Consider the following 17,653-nt stretch of genomic DNA (forward strand, 5'->3'; position numbering starts at 1 on the left):
CGCAAGATGTGCGAAATTACAGGGAAAATTTTCTTATCCAAACAAAGCGCGGCGTGAAACACGCCGCGCCCGATGATCCAGGGAGGGATGGAGCCTACGCCGCCTTCTTCGTTTCAGCCTTATAGGGATTGAAACGCTGGTAGAAGCTCTCGCCATTCTCGGCCATATCGAGCAGAAGCTTCGGCGCCTTGAACTGCTGGCCGTATTTCTTCTGCAAATCCTTGGCGAGCTTGACGAATTTCTTCGCGCCCATGCCATCGATATAGGAGAGCGTACCGCCCGTATAAGGTGCGAAACCGAAGGCGAGGATGGAGCCGACATCGGCTTCACGCGGATCGGTGACAATGCCTTCTTCCATCACGCGGGCAGCTTCCAGAGCGATGGTGACGAGGAATCGTTGCTTCAGTTCGTTCACGTCGATCTTGTCGGGATTCTGCTGCGGATAGAGGTCTTTCAGGCCCGGCCACAGATGCTTCTTGGCGGGCTTGGCCGGGTAGTCGTAGAATCCCTTGCCATTCTTGCGGCCCTTGCGGTCGAACTCGTTGACGAGACGGTCCACCAGTTCCACATGGCGTGGATCAACGGCCTTTTCGCCCAGATCGGCAAGCGTGGCTTTCAGGATCTTCTGCGACAGGTCGATGGCCGTTTCGTCGTTGAGCGCCAGCGGACCAACCGGCATGCCAGCCATGCGGGCGGCATTTTCGATCATGGCAGCCGGAACGCCTTCAACCAGCATGTTGTAGGCTTCCGACATATAGCGCAGCACGCAACGGTTCACGTAGAAACCGCGTGTATCATTGACGACAATCGGCGTCTTTTTGATCGCACGGACATAATCGAGCGCGACAGCCAGAGCCTTGTCCGAGGTCTTCTTGCCGAGGATCACTTCCACCAGCATCATCTTGTCGACAGGCGAGAAGAAATGGATGCCGATGAAGTTCTTCGGACGCTTCGAGACTTTTGCAAGGCCGGTGATCGGCAGGGTCGAGGTGTTGGACGCGAAGACCGCCGAAGACTTCAGTACTTCCTCGGCCTTCTCGGTCGCAACGCGCTTGACTTCGCGGTCCTCGAACACGGCTTCGATCACAAGATCGGCGCCATCGAGCTCGGCATAATCCGGCGTTGCCGTGATGAGCGACAGGAGCTTTTCCTTGTCGGCCTCAGTGGCGCGGCCTTTCTGGATTTCCTTGGTGACGAGATCGGCAGTGTGCGCCTTGCCCTTGTCGGCTGATTCCTGATCGCGGTCGATGAGCACCACCGGAATGCCCGCCTTCGCCGTCACATAGGCAATGCCTGCGCCCATGAAGCCAGCGCCGATGACGCCGATTTTCTTGAGCTTTGTCGGCTTTTCATCTGCCGGGCGGCGTGCGCCCTTGTTCAGTTCCTGCAAGGACACGAAGAGCGAGCGGATCATCATGCCGGCTTCGGTCGTCTGGAGGATTTCCGTGAAATAGCGCTGCTCGATTTTGAGGCCGGTATCGAACGGCACCAGAAGCCCTTCATAGACCGACTTCAAAATAGCGAGCGCCGCCGGGTAATTGCCCGAGGTTTCACGGCGCAGAATGGCCGTTGCGGCAGGCCATAGATTGGCGCCAGCGGCTGAATAGATCGCTCCGCCCGGCAGCTTGAAGCCCTTTTCATCCCACGGCTGAACCGGCTTGAGGCCGCCCTTGATGAGCTTCTTGGCGGTTTCGACCAGCTTCTTGGCCGGAGCGATCTCCGTAACGAGACCCATTGCCTTGGCGCGCTGCGCCGTCAGGCTGGAACCGGTCGTCATCATCTGGAGCGCGTCCTGCTGGTTGGCAAGACGCGGAACGCGCTGCGTACCGCCAGCGCCCGGGAACAGACCGACCTTGACTTCCGGCAGAGCCATTTTCACGCCCGGAGCATCCGACACGACACGGGCATGACAGGCGAGCGACATTTCAAACGCGCCGCCCATGCAGGTGCCGTTGATAGCCGAAACCCAGGGCTTGCCGCAGGTTTCGAGCTTGCGGAACAGGCCGCTCATCTTGCCGACATTCTCAAACAGTGACTGTACAGCGGCCTGATGGTCCTTGGCCTTCTGCTTCTGGAAGGTCTTGAACATGCTTTCCAGCATGGTCAGGTCCGCGCCGCCGGAGAAGCTCTCCTTGCCGGATGTTATAACAACACCCTTGACCTTGTCATCGGCAGTCGTTGCGTCGATGATGGCGTTCAGTTCCTGCATCGCCTCGACGGTGAAGACGTTCATCGACTTTTCAGGCATGTCCCATGTGACGAGAGCAATGCCGTCGGCGTCGGTTTCAACTTTGAAATTCGTGTAAGCCATTCGTAAAACCTCCCTCGCCTCAAACGCGCTCGATGATCGTTGCCGTGCCCATGCCGGCACCGATGCACAAGGTCACCAGCGCGGTATTGAGATCGCGGCGTTCCAGTTCATCCAGCACCGTACCGAGGATCATCGCGCCGGTCGCGCCGAGCGGATGGCCCATGGCAATAGCGCCGCCATTGACGTTGATCTTGTCATGCGGAATGTCGAAGGCCTGCATGTAACGCAGGACGACTGCGGCGAAGGCTTCGTTCAGTTCGAACAGGTCGATATCCGAAATCTTCATCTTGGCCTGCTTGAGAAGCTTTTCCGTCACATCGACCGGGCCGGTCAGCATGAGCGCCGGTTCCGATCCGATATTGGCGAAAGCGCGGATGCGGGCGCGCGGCTTGATATCGAATGCCTTGCCTGCCTTCTTGGAGCCAACCAGAACGCCCGCCGCACCATCGACGATACCCGACGAATTACCGGCATGGTGAACGTGATTGACGGTCTCGATTTCCGGATGGGCCTGAATGCCGACAGCATTGAAGCCGCCCATTTCGCCCGGCATAACGAAAGACGGGTTGAGCTGGCCCAGCGCCTGCATGTCGGTTGACGGGCGCATATGCTCGTCATGATCGAGAATGGTGAGGCCGTTCTGGTCCTTGATCGGGATGACCGAGTTCTTGAAGTAGCCCTTTTCCCACGACTTGGCCGCGCGCTTCTGGCTTTCGACAGCATAAGCGTCAACGTCATCGCGGCTGAAACCGTATTTGGTGGCGATCAGGTCGGCGGAAACGCCCTGCGGCATGAAATAGCCGGGGAAGCCGACCGATGGGTCCATGTACCAGGCACCGCCCGACATGCCCATGCCGACGCGCGACATGCTTTCGACGCCGCCTGCGATCACCAGATCGTCGGAACCGAAAGCGACCTTTGCAGCCGCCAGATTGATGGCATCGAGACCGGAAGCGCAGAAGCGCGAAATCTGCATGCCCGGCGCCTTGAAGTCGTAACCAGCTTCGAAAGCGGCGGAACGGGGGATGACCGCCCCTGCTTCACCGACCGGATCGACGCAGCCGAAAATAATGTCATCGACCTTGGCCGTGTCGATACCGTTGCGGTCGCGCAGGGATTCCAGAACCTTCGCGCCCAGACGAACGGCTGGCACTTCATGCAAGGACCCGTCCTTCTTGCCACGCCCGCGCGGTGTGCGCACGTGATCGTAAATATAAGCCTCAGCCATCCTGGGCCCTCCTGTCAACATATTCGCAATTCGACCACTACCTGTGGTCTCTTCACTGAGTTTGTTTGAACCAAATTTGCTTTTGCTAGGCTTAGAGTCAGCTTTTCAGAGTCCATCTACCCCGATAGTCATCTTCGGCAGGCACCATCATTCCTCGTTTTCGTAGCTCCGTCGCCGCCCAACGCATGTCATACTGCCAAGTGTAGAAAAGATCATTCTCCTCTAACTGCTTTCTATGGTGCTTCCAGATATACTGAGCCACATACAAGATGTTCGCTGTACCTCCTGCTGACTTCAAAGCAGCCTGAACCCAATCCACCAAATCGCCTTTTGTAGCCATGCGCCCCTCCTCATTTTGCAGATAATCAAAAAGTGTCCGCGTCGAGCGCCATCATCGAATCCGCACCCGACTGGATACGTGCGAGATGTGCAGCGCTTTCCGGCATGATCCGCTCGAAATAATAGCGTGCCGTGACAAGCTTGGCTTCGAGGAATGCCTTGTTGCCTTCACCCGCGGCCAGCTTTTCTTCCGCGATCTTGGCCATGCGCGCCCACATGAAGCCGAGCGCGACAAGGCCGAACAGATGCATATAGTCATTGGAGGCAGCACCGGCATTATCGGGCTTGGCCATCGCATTCTGCATCAACCACATAGTGGCGGCCTGAAGATCGTTGAGACCCTTCTTCAGATATTTGGTGAAGAAGGAGAGCTTTTCGTTTTCACGATTGCTTTCGCAGAACTCACCCACTTCCTTGAAGAACGCGGTGATGGCGCGTCCACCATTCAGCGCCAGCTTGCGGCCCACCAGATCGAGCGCCTGAATGCCGTTGGCGCCCTCATAAATCATGGCGATGCGCGCATCGCGCACATACTGGCTCATGCCGTGTTCTTCGATATAGCCATGACCGCCGAAGACCTGTTGCGCCATGACGGCGTGCTCAAAACCCTTGTCGGTCAGAACGCCTTTCAGCACAGGCGTCAAAAGCCCGACGAGATCGTCGGCAGCCTGACGCTCGGCCTCATCGCCCGAGCGGTGCGCAATATCGGAGTTGAGTGCCGTCCAGAGGATAAGCGCACGGCCAGCCTCGTTGAAAGCGCGGATATCCATGAGGTTGCGGCGGATATCCGGGTGGACGATGATAGGATCGGCCTTCTTGTCCGGTGCCGCAGCACCCGAAAGCGCACGGCCCTGAATGCGCTCGCGCGCATAAATCACGGCGTTCTGATAGGCGGTTTCAGCAATGGAAAGACCCTGCAAGGCCACGCCAAGACGCGCTTCGTTCATCATGGTGAACATGGCGCGCAGGCCCTTGTTGGCCTCGCCGATCAGATAGCCGGTTGCCTCGTCATAATTCATGACGCAGGTGGCATTGCCATGGATGCCCATCTTTTCTTCGATGGAACCGCATGAAACGCCGTTGCGCTCGCCCGGATTGCCGTTTTCGTCCAGAATGAACTTCGGCACAATGAACAGCGAAATGCCCTTCACGCCTTCCGGCGCGCCGTCGATACGGGCCAGCACCAGATGGATGATATTTTCGGACATGTCATGTTCGCCAGCCGAGATGAAAATCTTCTGGCCGGAAATCTTGTAGCTGCCATCGCCTTGCGGCGTGGCGCTGGTGCGCAGCAGACCAAGGTCCGTGCCGCAATGCGGCTCGGTCAGGTTCATCGTGCCGGTCCAGGTGCCTTCCACCATCTTCGGCAGATAGGTGTCCTTCTGCTCGTCGGTGCCATGCGTCAGGATGGCGGCAATCGCGCCCTGCGTCAGGCCCGGATACATGGTGAGCGCCATATTGGCCGACGACATATATTCGCCGACAGCGGTGTGCAACAGATAGGGAAGCCCCTGCCCGCCATATTGCTCCGGCACGGCAAGGCCGAGCCAGCCGCCTTCACGATAGAGATTATAGGCTTCCTTGAAACCCTTCGGCGTGGTGACCGAGCCATCCGGCGAACGCTTGCAGCCTTCGCGGTCGGCCGTGTGGTTGACCGGGAACAGGGTGCCTTCAGCAAGCTTCGCGCCTTCCGACAGGATCGCCTCGACGACATCGGGCGACGCGTCGGCAAAGCCCGGCAGGTTGTTGTAGCGCTGATAGTTCAGAACGTCGTTGAGAACGAAATTCGTATCCTCAACTGGCGCGCGATAGCTCGGCATAGAAATCCTCCAAATTCACCACCTGAGCCGTTCCGCGATGACTGGAACGAGCCCTTGACCGCGTTTCATGCCTGCATGCCACATTATAGCGAAATGTTGTGACAGCGCGCATGTTGCAGCAAAACCGGATGAATTTCTTCGAAAAACAGTCCTTTTTGCCGCTTTTTTGACCGAGCACATCACGGAATCCGCGTCCACCCCGTCAATTTCGGACCGAAGCTAACCTACTTTGACGTTTCCGTAAACGTCAAAAATTACACAAGTTCGTGCGGGATAAGGAAATTGTATGTAACGGCTTGTTCAGTGCTGATAGTGGACCGGGGGAAAGTATGATAAGCGCCTGCCAGTCAACAACAGGAGTACAGCGGTGAGCGAACTAACCGTAGCGGAAGCGACAGACCAGATTTATGAATCGCTTCGGGCCGATAACCTCGATCTGGACTTGCATATCGCCGCCCTGAAGGCCGCTCTGGAGCGCGCGGGGCTGAAAGAGGCGGTATTCGATCCGGCCAAACTGGTTCAGAACAACCGTTCCGGCAGAAAGCTCATGCAGGCTTATTTTCGCCAGCGCGGCGTTGCGGTCAAATTTGCCGGTTTGTAAAGGCTCGCTCCGGCAAAGCGGCCACAAATGGCGACACCGCGGCAACTTGCTTCTCGCCGTGTGAAAGGCGGCAGAATTGCCGCCTTCCTTTTATGCCCCGGACCTTATCGGGTGCTTATTTGACCCACACGACGCGGCGCGTCTGCGTATCGATCAGGGCCGGCCGATCTTCCACATAGACATAGGAATAGGCCGGCTGGTCGGGCACGGCCACCAGAGGCACGTCTTCGGGAATTATCGTGCCTTCAGCGATCTCCCCCTGGATGACGACCGGATCGACCGGGTTGGTCTCGATATAGGTCACGACTTCATTGGGCACCGGCGGCCCGGCATTCGGCCCCTCGGTATAATAGACGACCTGGCGGTTCTGCATGGATACGATTACCGGCTCGCCGTTGACATAGACGTAGCCGAAATCCGGATTATCCGGGATCGGGTGCACGGCGATTGCGTCGGGCAGAACATAACCATCGCGGATTTCGCCATCAATGACGACAGGGTCCGAAGGATTTGCAATGACATAGTCGCGTGCTGCCTGAGGCACTTCGATAAGCACCCGGTCCTCCGCCAGCGCAAAACCGGAACTGGCGAGAAATACCGCTGCGGTCAGAACAAGAGCCTTTTTCATTTTCAGCCTCACTTTCGCATCAGAGCGGAATGACCCTGATCTGGATCAGATCGGCGCTCTGTCGGTTCGTTGACGCGCGTCCTGAAAGTCGCTTCGGGATGCGCTACGGGTCGCAAGGCTGAAATAACTGGCCTGGGGCGCCTAAGTTCCTGCTGGACGGCACACTTCATGCGACAGGCTGAAACATTAAGGCCAGTGTAGGGGCCGCCCCACCGGGTTCGCTGCCTCCGAGGTCGAGATCAGATCGGCGCCTGTGCCATTCGCGCCAGAATAGCCCGAAGCTCATCGACCGACCGGTCTATCTCGCTCTTCTTCTTCTCAAGTTCGTGGAGCTTTTCCTTGAAGCGCTTGCGCAGCCTCTCGATCTCGGCGGGGTCGGCGATGCCGTTTTCCCACACACTGATCAACTGCCCCATCTCGCCCAGCGTGAAGCCGATGCGGCGCCCGAACAAGATCAGACGCAATCTTGTATGGTCCTTATAATCGTAAAGCCGCGTCACGCCCGCGCGGCGCGGATTGAGCAATCCCTTGTCTTCATAAAAGCGCAAGGCCCGCAACGTCAGATCGAATTCCTCGGCAAGATCACCGATCCGGTATAGTTGACCGCCTGTCTGGTTTTCCTTCCGCGCATTACCACCTGCACCGGTCAGCAGATCCGCAATCGCTACATCTGCCGCCTGCTCCGGCACCTTTGACCGTTCACTCATCTTCTACCCTGTTTCCGCCCCCGGAAACGCCCGGTCACCGCACGCTTGCGCGATGGAACCACCGTTGATGACAGCTCACATGGACATTGCCGTCAGTGCCACAGCTTCGATTTACATTCGCCGCCGCAATTCACCCGCCTATGATGCTTGATTGATCCGCCTTCATGCAGCCTCGGGTCGGGCATGCCAAATTCGGTCCGCTCAACCGTGGGATGTCGTTCAACCCCACGAAAGCATTCACTTAGCCGCATATATTAACGAGTTGTTTACCACGTTTGTACAAATGTAGGCAGAGCAAATTCTTGCCAGTTGCGTTGGCGAAATGTGCCCCGGCGGTCTCTATCATTGGAAAAAGTGAATTTCTCATGGCAAACCCAGATCTGGCGTCAGGTTCACGATCCATCATTGACGAATTGAACGCCCGCCGCGAGCGCCGGGCGCCTTCGCCAGCGATGGAGGAACTCAATCGCACTTTGGCAAGCCTTGAGAAGCGCCTGATGGACCTGGAACAGGATGGCTCCCCCGACATGCGCAATATTCTGCGCTCGGAGCGGCAGCCGGTACGCCATGCGGACGAGACCGTCACGGGCCTTGCCGAAATCGCCGAAAATCTTCGCCGCATGCGCGGAAGCCATGAAGAGCCGCGGCCATATGCATCAAGTGTGGAGGTCAGCCACGCCAGCCGTGAAATGGCCCGCCTTCAGCGCGCCGCAAGCGAAGAAGGCTTCTCGCAACGGGTGAGCGACGACTTCGAACGCATCAGCGACAGTGTGCGCGATCTCGCGGATCGCAGCAGCGAGGCCAATGCGCAGGCGTTGCGCCGCCAGCTCGAAGAGCTCAACCGCACCGTCCGGAGCCTTGCCCGCGAGGAAACCCTGCACCGCCTCAACAATCGCTGGGACAGCTTCGATGCCCGTTTCGAGGCATTCGAGCAGCGCCACAACGCCGTCGATCCAGCGCTGGACGCCATCGGCTCGCGGCTTGAGCAGGTGCGCGATGCAATCGGCACCTTGCCGCAATCGAACCGCCTGAGCGCGATCGAAGAGCGCATTGGCCAGCTCGCGAACTCCATCGAGGAATCGCTGAGCCCGCAACACGCGGCGTCGCTCGAACAGGACCGCCTGCAGCAGATCGACGAGCGGCTGGACGAAATCAGCCGCGCCATCATCGCGACAAGCCGCGCGCAGCGCCCCGATCAGGACGGCGCCCGCCGGTTGGAGCGGATCGAAAGCCGGCTGGCGGAATTGGCGGAACAACTCGCAACTTCGGCAACACAGCAGAACTCCGACGCGCTCTACCGCAAGCTCGGCGAACTTTCCTCGCGTATCGACGGGCTTTCGGGCGGTTCGGCACTGCCGGACGGCGTCATCGACCAGCTGGCGCACCAGATCAACCTGCTTGCCAATCAGGTCGGCAAGGTGATGGAAAATCTCAGCCAGTCCGACTATCACGCGGTTGAAGCACGCCTTGAAGCCATCGGCCAGAAGCTCGAAGCGGCTGAACGCCGTGCAGAAGAGCCGCATCCTTCGGTTCTGGACAAGATCGACCGCCGCTTTGCGGAACTGACCGAGCGTCTCGACGCGCAATATACCACGCAGCATGTCGACACCAGCGCGCTCCATACGCTCGAAGGCCGTATTGACGATCTTTCGCAGCAGATTTCATTGGGCTTCCTTCAGGCGCCTGCCTATGACGGTCCGGGGCTGGACGTGAAGGCGATCCGCAGCCTTGAGGATCAGATTGCGAGTATCGCCCACCATCTTGCGCAACCGGTTGCCGAGATCGCGGAACTGAAGCCGCGTCTCGATTCCATTGAGCGTTCCATCGCTTCCAATCGGGAAACCGTGCTTGATGCCGCGCGTGAAGCAGCCGAAAGCGCGGTTGCACGCGTTCTGCAGCACGGATCGCACAATGACGGCGCGATCGCCCGGCAACTGGCCGAAGACATGAAATCGCTCGAGGCCCTGGCGCGCAATTCCGACGAGCGTAACGGCAAGACATTCGAGACCGTCCACGATACGCTGGTCAAGATTGTCGACCGTCTGGCGCGGCTTGAACAGGACGTCGCCGGGGGATCATCTGGCGAAAAACAGACCTTTGCCAGCCCCCATTCCACTTCGCCGCGCCCGTCGGCACCTCGCTCGCCCGCCGCAGCGGCTGCGGCAGCGGCCTTCGCAACCGTCCAGAGCGAAACCGGCTCCGCCGATATGCGAGCAGGTGACACGGCTGAAAAGTCATCGCTCTTCGGCGGTTTTGCCAGGGCGATACGCGGTCGCCGCGCCGACAAAACCGCCGGAAAGGACAGCGAAACGCTTGAAGCAGGCGGCTTCGATGCGACACTCGACGCGCCCGCCTTCGACAGCGAATTTGCCGCCGTCGAAGCGATCACCCGTAAGGAACCCGAGCTGGAAAGGACCCCATCGCCTCGCCATGAGGGCGAAGGCATGCCCGACCTCAATTCGATCATGAAGCGGGTGCGCGAAGAACGCCGCCAGCGCGAAGACGCCGCCGATGCAGCACTTGCCGCCAACGGCAAGGTGGACTTCATAACCGCCGCCCGGCGCGCCGCCCAGCTGGCCGCTGCCGAGTCCGAACAGCTCCAGAAGGGTGCGGCCAAGCGCACGAACAAGAAGAAATCGTCTGTCGGCGACATGATACAGCGCCAGCGCAAGCCTATCCTGATGGCTATCGGCGCGGTGATGATCGCCATGGCCGGCTTGCAGATCGGTTCCGCTTTCCTCAACCGTGACGAACCGGTGGAAACGGCAATCGATACTGCGCCAGCGCAGATCGACACCACTGCCGCCGACGTCGCGCCTGCGCCCGCCGACGAAATCGCCGCCAAGATCGCGTCCGATACCACCGCCGCGCCAGAGCCAAACGCTGAAACTGCCCCCGCAGCTACGGCTCCGATCACGGAACCGCGCGCAGAAAAAGCTGCGCAGGCGGACGAGCAACAGGCGGCGATGGAAATCCCCACGCGGATCGAACAGCCAGCCGCCGCACCGACCGAAACGGCCGCCCAGCCAGTAAAGCCCGTGGAAACGGCGGCATCGAGCGAACCCCACGCCCAATCTGAGACCCCCATTCCGCCCGTGCCGGAAGAAGCCGGTCCGGCAGCGCTTCGTGAAGCCGCCGCCAAGGGCGACGCGCGCGCGCTCTTTGAAGTCGGCAATCGTTACATGGAAGGTCGTGGCGTTGCCGCCGACTTTGCCAAGGCGGCCAAATGGTACGAGATTTCAGCGGGCCAGGGTTTTGCTCCGGCGCAGTATCGTCTCGGCAACTTCAATGAAAAGGGCCTTGGCATGCCCCGCGATCTGGAGAAGGCCAAGACCTGGTATCAGCTCTCGGCGCAGCAGGGCAATGCGAGTGCGATGCACAATCTCGCCGTCCTTTTCGCAACCGGTGCCAACGGCAATCCGGACAATGCTTCAGCCGTGCGCTGGTTCACCGATGCAGCTGAACTCGGCGTCAAGGACAGTCAGTTCAATCTCGGCATTCTTGCTGCCAAGGGGCTGGGCATGCCGGTCAATCTGGAAGAAAGCTACAAGTGGTTCTCGCTCGCCGCCAATGCCGGCGACAAGGATGCCGCCGACAAGCGCGACCAGATCGCCAAGGCGTTGAAGCCCGAACAGCTCGAACGCGCCAAGGATATTGTGAAGCTGTGGAAGGCGAAGCCGCTCGATCAGGCGACCAATTCCATTGACGTGCCGGACGCATGGACGGAAAGCAAGCCGGTCACCACCGGCTCGGTGGACATGAAGAAGGCCGTTCGCAACATCCAGCTCATCCTTCAGAAAAACGGCTATGACGTCGGTTCACCGGATGGGCTGATGGGCGGCAAGACCCGTGCAGCGATTGCTGCCTTCCAGAAGGCGAACGGGCAGAAGCCCACGGGCGATGTCGACCAGAAACTGGTGCAGCTTCTTCTTGAGAAAAACAAGTAACTCGTTGGAGACATAAGAGTATTTGCAAGGGCGGCATGCTGCCCTTTTTACGTTCCGGCAGCAATCGTCTGAAAGAAGTGACAGGTTGATCCGACTCGTTGAGGCTTATTATCTAGGCCCTATCAACGAGGGGATAGACTATGCTCTTGCATGTAAACAACGACATGGAAAACGGTGTCATCGCGAAAATCCCTCTCGCGCTCGACAAGGATATAAAGAATTTCCAGGGGGACGCGATCGACTTTGAAATTTCCTCCGGCGACAAGCAACTTATCCCTGCCGAGGACATTCATCCCTACAAATCCATTTTCAAGGTTCTCTCCGGCAGTTTTGAACTGAAGAACATCTTCATAGCCGTGTCGTTCAATGCCAATTTCACCACGCCCGACGGCAAGAAAACCTGCCTGACGCGCTCCAGCCCGATGGAAGACTGGAATGTGATGAACGGCAGCTATTATGCCGAAAGCATGAACTGCTTCGGCTTCAAATCCAGCAGCCGCTTTGCCGGAAATTTCAGTGTTAACCTGACCAATCCCTATCTTTACATCATAAAGAACGGCAGCCTGACCGACAGTAAAATGTCGGACAACATTTCAATCCGTGCGCAGTTTTATCCGTCGTCCGGCTATTCGGTCATCACGCCGAAAGAAGATATCAATATCGTCATCAGTAATCGCCAGAACGCAGCTGACTGATTCAAAGCGCATCAGCACCGGAGCCGCTGAAGTATATCCTATATAATCGGTGGGATTATATCGATGAAAGCTGTTTTCTATGATCATTGGCGCTCTTTTTGTTGTTCTCAAACAACAGTTCGAATTTTTCCTTCAATATACTCCTGCAAGGTAACCTTATCGGCAATCGGCATTTGACTTCGCGGCAGCGACAGAGCAAGACATTATCAGGAGTGGCAAGGCTGGAACTCACGAGCGAACTAAAGCCTAACTACTTGTTTTCATGCATTTCCGTGCGCAGAACAGTTTCATAATGTTGCCGGAGATGTTTTGGTAAGCTGAGATATCTTGCGGAGAAACGCGACCGCAAGCAGCTGTATGTCATGCGTTCGTGAAAGCCGGGTTGGGAATTGGGTATTTATCTTCCCATTGCGGAATTATCGGTCAACATGCTGGTTCTTCTCGGCATGGGCGCCGCTGTGGGATTTCTATCCGGATTGTTCGGCGTCGGCGGCGGTTTTCTCATCACGCCACTGCTGATATTTTATAACATCCCGCCTGCAATCGCGGTCGCGACAGGCGCCAATCAGGTCATCGCCTCGTCGGTTTCCGGCGCGCTTGCGCATTTCAAACGTCGAACGCTCGATATCAAGCTGGGCCTGTTTCTCGTGGCGGGCGGCATATTGGGCTCCCTCGTTGGTATATTTGTATTCTCCTGGCTGCGCGATCTCGGCCAGCTGGACCTCATCGTCTCCATTCTCTACGTCTTCTTTCTCGGCACAGTCGGCGGACTGATGCTGGTCGAAAGCCTGCGTGCGCTTCGCCGGGTGAAGAAGGGTCAGGGCGGTGCGGTACGGCGCTCCGGCCAGCACACGTGGATACACCGCTTGCCCTTCAAGATGCGGTTTCGCGCGTCCACAATCTATGTCAGCATCATTCCGGTGCTGGGCATCGGCTTCTTCATCGGCCTTCTTTCCTCGGTCATGGGTGTCGGCGGCGGCTTCATCATGGTGCCGGCGCTCATCTATCTGCTGCATGTTCCGACCAATGTGGTAGTCGGAACCTCGCTTTTTCAGATCACCTTCGTCACGGCGGTAACGACCGTCCTGCAAGCGACGACCAACCAGTCCATCGACATCGTGCTTGCCTTCCTGTTGATGGTTGGCGGCGTGATCGGCGCGCAATATGGCGCACGCGCAGGACAAAAACTGCGCGGCGAACAGTTGCGTCTCCTGCTTGCGCTTCTCGTGCTTGCCGTCGGCCTGCGCCTTGCCTTCGGCCTGTTCGTGCGGCCGGACAATCTGTTCTCCATCTCGATTGCGGATATCTGACATGCGGAGCCTTACGCTTTTCTCCGCATTGTTCCTGCTCCTGACGGCAGGAAGTGCGCTGGCGCAGGTCGATTCCAGCGGCAGTGGCAATACGGTTCCGCAGTTGCAGAACCCGGCGGATGAAACCATCGAAATCGGCCTTTCGACCGAAACCATCGCCATCACATCGAATTTCGGCGGCACCGATCTCACCATATTCGGCGCGCTCGACAATGCCGATCCGTCCATTCAGCGGCAGGGCCGTTACGATATCGTCGTGGTTCTACAAGGCCCGTCCCGCGATCTGGTGGTGCGCAAGAAGGACCGTTATCTCGGCGTGTGGGTAAATGCGGTTTCGGAAACCTTCATGGGCGTGCCGCTCTCCTATTCGCTGGCTTCGACCCGCAACCTGCAGGACATTACGGACGAGAAAACCTATCGCCAGCTTTCGGTGGGGGTGCGTAATTTCTATCTCGTGCCGGAAGATCCCGCCAGCCTGTCGGGCAATATTCCGAGATTCGGCAATGAACTGCGCGAAATGAAAATCCGGCAAGGTCTCTATACGCAGCGCGTCGGTGGCGTGGAGTTCATTTCACGCACATTGTTCCGCGCCACGCTGAACCTGCCCGCCAATGTCCCGGTCGGCCGTCACAAGGCCCGGGCGCTTCTGTTTCGCAATGGCGTTTTCCTGCGGGAAGCCAATGCCAGCCTGGAAATCGTCAAGGCGGGTTTCGAACAGAGCATCTACAACGCCGCCCACCAGAACAGCTTTCTCTACGGTCTGTTTGCGGTTTTCCTTGCCGTCTTCACCGGCTGGTTCGGACGCATTCTGTTCCGGCGGGATTAACCCCCGTAAAGGGCGCCGCGCGCAATCGGATAAACCTTGCCCTGCCCCAGCATATAGGCGCGCAGGGTCTCGTCGGCGAACAGCCCACGGAATGCGCGATCCAGAATATTGAGCGCGCCCGTATAGGCCCCGAAAGCCGGCATGATAAGCCTTTCGCCGTCGCTCACAAAACAGGGGCGCCTCACCGACCGGCCGCGCCTGACGATGCGGGCGGCGGGATGAAGGTGGCCTGCAATCTCGCCCTGTCCCGCCTTGCGTGACGGCTCGTGCCGGAAAGTGAGCGGCCCGGCTGCCAGTTCCTCCACGCAATCGCCCGGCAGATCGACCGGGCGATCGGGATCATGATTGCCGGTAATCCAGAACCAGTCGCGATGCTCCATCAGCGACTTCAGCCGGATGGCATAAAGCGACGGCAGGCGTTCGCTGGCCTTGGCATCGTGAAAACTGTCGCCGAGGCTGATGACGGTTCGCGGCTGATAGCGCGCGATTGCAAGCGCCAGCATGTCGAGCGTTGCTGCCGTATCGTAGGGCGGGATAAGCTGGCCGCGCCGGGCAAAGGACGAGCCTTTTTCCAGATGCAGGTCGGAAACGATGAGTATATGCAGGTCGGGCAGGAACAGCGCGCCGGATGGATCGCATAGAGCCGCGACGCCGCGCACTTCGGCATGGGCCATATTGTAGGCCTCTCCATTTCCCCACACCGCAGTCTTCATTGCATTGCTTCCCTGATCAGATCGTCCGCAGCTTCTTCAAGCAGCATTTCATCGCCCTCGCCTGCCACGCGCTCGCGCCCGATTTCGAGCATCACCGGCAGCGCCAATGGCGAAATCCTGTCGAGCGGCTTGTGCAGCAGATGGCCTTTCACGCGCGCCAGCATGTCGCCGAGACGCTTGATATCCAGAAGTCCGGTCGCTGCGTCCGCGCGCGTCGCCTGCAACAGAATGTGGTCCGGTTCGTGGGTCCTGAGCACGTCATAGATCAGGTCGGTGGAAACCGTAACCTGACGGCCTGTCTTCTCCTGTCCCGGATGACGGCGTTCGATAAGCCCGGAAATCACGGCGCAATTGCGGAAAGTGCGTTTCAACAGGTAGCTTTCATCAAGCCATGCTTCGAGATCATCGCCCAGCATGTCCTCGTCGAACAGGCGGGTGAGGCTGAGTTTTCCCGTGCCGATCATCGCGCCCATATCCTTGAGGCCCCAGAGACCCAGCGAATAATCAGTGGCGACAAAGCCAAGCGGATGCGCGCCCATGCGCTCCAGACGGCGCGTCAGCAACATGCCGAGCGTCTGGTGCGCCAGCCTGCCCTCAAACGGATAGGCGACCATGTAGAAGCGATTGCCGCGCGGAAAGGTTTCGATCAACAGCTCATCCGTTGCTGGCAGCACGGATTTCCATTGCTGCACTTCCAGCCATTCCCGCACCTGTTCCGGCAAAAACTGCCACCGTGTGCGATCGGCAAGCATGGCGCGCACCTGCGCGGCGAGATAGGTGGAAAGCGGAAACTTGCCGCCTGCATAGACGGGAATTTTCGCGTCCTGCCCCGCAGCATTGGAGGCGATGCATTCGTTTTCGCGGATGCCTTCGAAACGCAGCACCTTGCCCGCGAAAAGGAAAGTGTCGCCTTGCGTCAGCGTTTCCAGGAAATATTCCTCGATGCGGCCAAGGACTCGTCCGCCCCTGGCATTTCCGCCCTTTCCTCCGCGTGTAAGCCGCACATTCAATTCCGGCGCTTCGACGATCGTGCCAATGTTGAGCCTATATTGCTGCGCGATGCGCGGATTGGACACCCGCCATGTGCCGTCCACCGTCTTGCGGATTTTCGCAAACCGCTCATAGGTCTTGAGCGCATAGCCGCCCGTCGCCACGAATTCCAGAATGCGGTCGAACGTGTCCCGCGGAAGGGTCGAATAAGGTGCAGCACTTAGCACCTCACGATAAAGCTGATCGGCATTGAAAGGTTCGGCACAGGCCATGCCGAGGACGTGCTGCGCCAGCACGTCCAGCGCGCCGTTGATCAAGGGCGGCGTGTCCTGCGCGCCCAGATAATTGGCGTCGAGTGCGGCACGGCACTCCATCACCTCGAAGCGGTTGGCGGGCACGAGAATGGCCCGGCTTGGCTCATCCATCCGATGGTTGGCGCGGCCGATACGCTGCGCAAGGCGGCTCGCGCCCTTTGGCGCGCCCACATGGATGACCAGATCGACATCGCCCCAGTCGATCCCGAGATCGAGCGTCGAGGTCGCAACGACAGCGCGCAATGTGTTGGCGGCCATGGCCTGCTCGACCTTGCGACGCTGGCTTGCATCAAGTGAGCCGTGATGCAGCGCAATCGGCAGCGTGTCCTCGTTGATCCGCCAGAGCTCCTGAAACAGCATCTCCGCCTGGCTGCGCGTATTGACGAACAAAAGCGTCGTCTTGTGCTGACGGATCGCCTCGTAAATATCGGGTATCGCGTAGCGCGAGGAATGTCCCGCCCATGGCACACGCTCCTCGGAATCGAGAATGGTGATCTCGGGCTTGGCACCGCCATCGACCGTCACAAGGCCAGCCATGGAGCCGGTGCCATCCTGCTCCACCAGCCAGCGGCGCAACTCATCGGGCTCCGCCACCGTGGCGGAAAGGCCGATGGTCTGCAATTGTGGTTGCAGGCGGCGCAGCCGCGCCAGCCCAAGCGCCAGAAGATGCCCGCGCTTGGAAATCACCAGCGAGTGCAACTCGTCCAGCACCACATAGCGCAGCCCCTTGAAGAACTGTTCCGCACCCTTGGATGCGATCAACAGCGCAAGCTGCTCAGGCGTCGTCAGCAGAATGTCCGGGGGAGCCAGCTTCTGGCGCTGGCGCTTGTGCGCTGGCGTGTCGCCGGTGCGCGTCTCGATGGTGATGTCGAGGCCCATTTCCTCGACGGGCACTGTGAGATTGCGATGAATATCGACCGCAAGCGCCTTTAGCGGCGAGATATAAAGCGTATGCACGCCGCGCTTCGCCATACCCGGTTTTTTTCGGCCATTTCGTTCCAAGTCCACCAGCGCAGGCAGAAAGCCAGCCAGCGTCTTGCCCGCTCCGGTCGGCGCGATCAGAAGCGTGGACTGCCCCTGTTCGGCACGCGCCAAAAGCTCCAGCTGATGCGCGCGCGGCGACCAGCCCTTGGCCGCAAACCATTCGAGAAAACGGTCCGGCAAGGGGAAAGCGGCAGATGCGGCGGCGGGTTTCAGGTTCAGTGTCACACCGCCAATCTAATC

Annotated in this window: 13 protein-coding genes; 5 read left to right on the plus strand and 8 right to left on the minus strand. The window is 58.8% G+C overall.

Annotated features, from left to right (window positions below):
* Window positions 1-94: 94 nt before the first annotated feature.
* The 4 genes from J9800_RS03905 to J9800_RS03920 all read right to left on the minus strand — a co-directional run bounded on the left by J9800_RS03905 (window position 95) and on the right by J9800_RS03920 (window position 5,698).
* Window positions 95-2,311, minus strand: coding sequence for a 3-hydroxyacyl-CoA dehydrogenase NAD-binding domain-containing protein (locus tag J9800_RS03905; RefSeq protein WP_114214677.1), 2,217 nt, complete (start codon window positions 2,309-2,311; stop codon window positions 95-97).
* Window positions 2,312-2,330: 19 nt separating this feature from the next.
* Entirely contained in the window at window positions 2,331-3,539 is a 1,209-nt protein-coding gene (locus tag J9800_RS03910; protein WP_112587095.1) for an acetyl-CoA C-acetyltransferase, read from the minus strand.
* Between the two features lie 97 nt (window positions 3,540-3,636).
* The gene (locus J9800_RS03915) at window positions 3,637-3,879 is read right to left on the minus strand and encodes a hypothetical protein (protein ID WP_114214676.1); all 243 of its coding nucleotides are present in this window, start codon (window positions 3,877-3,879) and stop codon (window positions 3,637-3,639) included.
* A gap of 25 nt (window positions 3,880-3,904) precedes the next feature.
* The gene (locus J9800_RS03920; RefSeq protein WP_114214675.1) at window positions 3,905-5,698 is read right to left on the minus strand and encodes an acyl-CoA dehydrogenase C-terminal domain-containing protein; all 1,794 of its coding nucleotides are present in this window, start codon (window positions 5,696-5,698) and stop codon (window positions 3,905-3,907) included.
* A gap of 367 nt (window positions 5,699-6,065) precedes the next feature.
* Here J9800_RS03920 and J9800_RS03925 point away from each other — a divergent pair, with 367 nt between their 5' ends.
* The gene (locus J9800_RS03925) at window positions 6,066-6,299 is read left to right on the plus strand and encodes a hypothetical protein (RefSeq protein ID WP_112587091.1); all 234 of its coding nucleotides are present in this window, start codon (window positions 6,066-6,068) and stop codon (window positions 6,297-6,299) included.
* Window positions 6,300-6,414: 115 nt separating this feature from the next.
* Here J9800_RS03925 and J9800_RS03930 read toward each other — a convergent pair whose 3' ends face one another.
* Window positions 6,415-6,927, minus strand: a complete 513-nt coding sequence (locus tag J9800_RS03930; RefSeq protein WP_112587089.1) for a DUF1236 domain-containing protein — start codon at window positions 6,925-6,927, stop codon at window positions 6,415-6,417.
* Window positions 6,928-7,166: 239 nt separating this feature from the next.
* Window positions 7,167-7,634: a MerR family transcriptional regulator gene (locus J9800_RS03935; protein WP_114214674.1), complete on the minus strand. Its 468-nt coding sequence runs from the start codon at window positions 7,632-7,634 to the stop codon at window positions 7,167-7,169.
* 689 nt (window positions 7,635-8,323) lie between these two features.
* On the opposite strand from J9800_RS03935, the gene J9800_RS03940 reads away from it, so the two are divergent.
* From J9800_RS03940 to J9800_RS03955, 4 genes are all read left to right on the plus strand, one after another.
* Complete coding sequence (locus tag J9800_RS03940; protein WP_502696702.1) at window positions 8,324-11,581, plus strand: peptidoglycan-binding protein; 3,258 nt, start codon at window positions 8,324-8,326, stop codon at window positions 11,579-11,581.
* A 140-nt stretch (window positions 11,582-11,721) separates the two neighbouring features.
* Window positions 11,722-12,276, plus strand: coding sequence for a hypothetical protein (locus J9800_RS03945; RefSeq protein ID WP_114214672.1), 555 nt, complete (start codon window positions 11,722-11,724; stop codon window positions 12,274-12,276).
* Between the two features lie 428 nt (window positions 12,277-12,704).
* Window positions 12,705-13,586, plus strand: coding sequence for a sulfite exporter TauE/SafE family protein (locus J9800_RS03950; protein WP_025090993.1), 882 nt, complete (start codon window positions 12,705-12,707; stop codon window positions 13,584-13,586).
* A 1-nt stretch (window position 13,587) separates the two neighbouring features.
* The gene (locus J9800_RS03955) at window positions 13,588-14,412 is read left to right on the plus strand and encodes a TIGR02186 family protein (RefSeq protein ID WP_112587080.1); all 825 of its coding nucleotides are present in this window, start codon (window positions 13,588-13,590) and stop codon (window positions 14,410-14,412) included.
* On the opposite strand, the gene pdeM is transcribed toward J9800_RS03955, so the two are convergent.
* The gene (gene pdeM / locus J9800_RS03960) at window positions 14,409-15,125 is read right to left on the minus strand and encodes a ligase-associated DNA damage response endonuclease PdeM (protein WP_114214671.1); all 717 of its coding nucleotides are present in this window, start codon (window positions 15,123-15,125) and stop codon (window positions 14,409-14,411) included. The genes J9800_RS03955 and pdeM overlap by 4 nt on opposite strands.
* Complete coding sequence (locus J9800_RS03965) at window positions 15,122-17,638, minus strand: ligase-associated DNA damage response DEXH box helicase (RefSeq protein WP_114214670.1); 2,517 nt, start codon at window positions 17,636-17,638, stop codon at window positions 15,122-15,124. The genes pdeM and J9800_RS03965 overlap by 4 nt, the downstream gene beginning before the upstream one ends.
* Window positions 17,639-17,653: the final 15 nt, after the last annotated feature.

This window comes from Ochrobactrum sp. AP1BH01-1 (genome assembly GCF_018066705.1).
Lineage (GTDB): Bacteria > Pseudomonadota > Alphaproteobacteria > Rhizobiales > Rhizobiaceae > Brucella.

Coding starts and splice junctions, on each gene's coding strand:
- J9800_RS03905 (WP_114214677.1), bottom strand. CDS start 2,311: ATGGCTTACACGAATTTCAAAGTTGAAACCGACGCCGACGGCATTGCT.
- J9800_RS03910 (WP_112587095.1), bottom strand. CDS start 3,539: ATGGCTGAGGCTTATATTTACGATCACGTGCGCACACCGCGCGGGCGT.
- J9800_RS03915 (WP_114214676.1), bottom strand. CDS start 3,879: ATGGCTACAAAAGGCGATTTGGTGGATTGGGTTCAGGCTGCTTTGAAG.
- J9800_RS03920 (WP_114214675.1), bottom strand. CDS start 5,698: ATGCCGAGCTATCGCGCGCCAGTTGAGGATACGAATTTCGTTCTCAAC.
- J9800_RS03930 (WP_112587089.1), bottom strand. CDS start 6,927: ATGAAAAAGGCTCTTGTTCTGACCGCAGCGGTATTTCTCGCCAGTTCC.
- J9800_RS03935 (WP_114214674.1), bottom strand. CDS start 7,634: ATGAGTGAACGGTCAAAGGTGCCGGAGCAGGCGGCAGATGTAGCGATT.
- J9800_RS03940 (WP_502696702.1), top strand. CDS start 8,324: ATGGCCCGCCTTCAGCGCGCCGCAAGCGAAGAAGGCTTCTCGCAACGG.
- J9800_RS03945 (WP_114214672.1), top strand. CDS start 11,722: ATGCTCTTGCATGTAAACAACGACATGGAAAACGGTGTCATCGCGAAA.
- J9800_RS03950 (WP_025090993.1), top strand. CDS start 12,705: ATGCTGGTTCTTCTCGGCATGGGCGCCGCTGTGGGATTTCTATCCGGA.
- J9800_RS03955 (WP_112587080.1), top strand. CDS start 13,588: ATGCGGAGCCTTACGCTTTTCTCCGCATTGTTCCTGCTCCTGACGGCA.
- pdeM (WP_114214671.1), bottom strand. CDS start 15,125: ATGAAGACTGCGGTGTGGGGAAATGGAGAGGCCTACAATATGGCCCAT.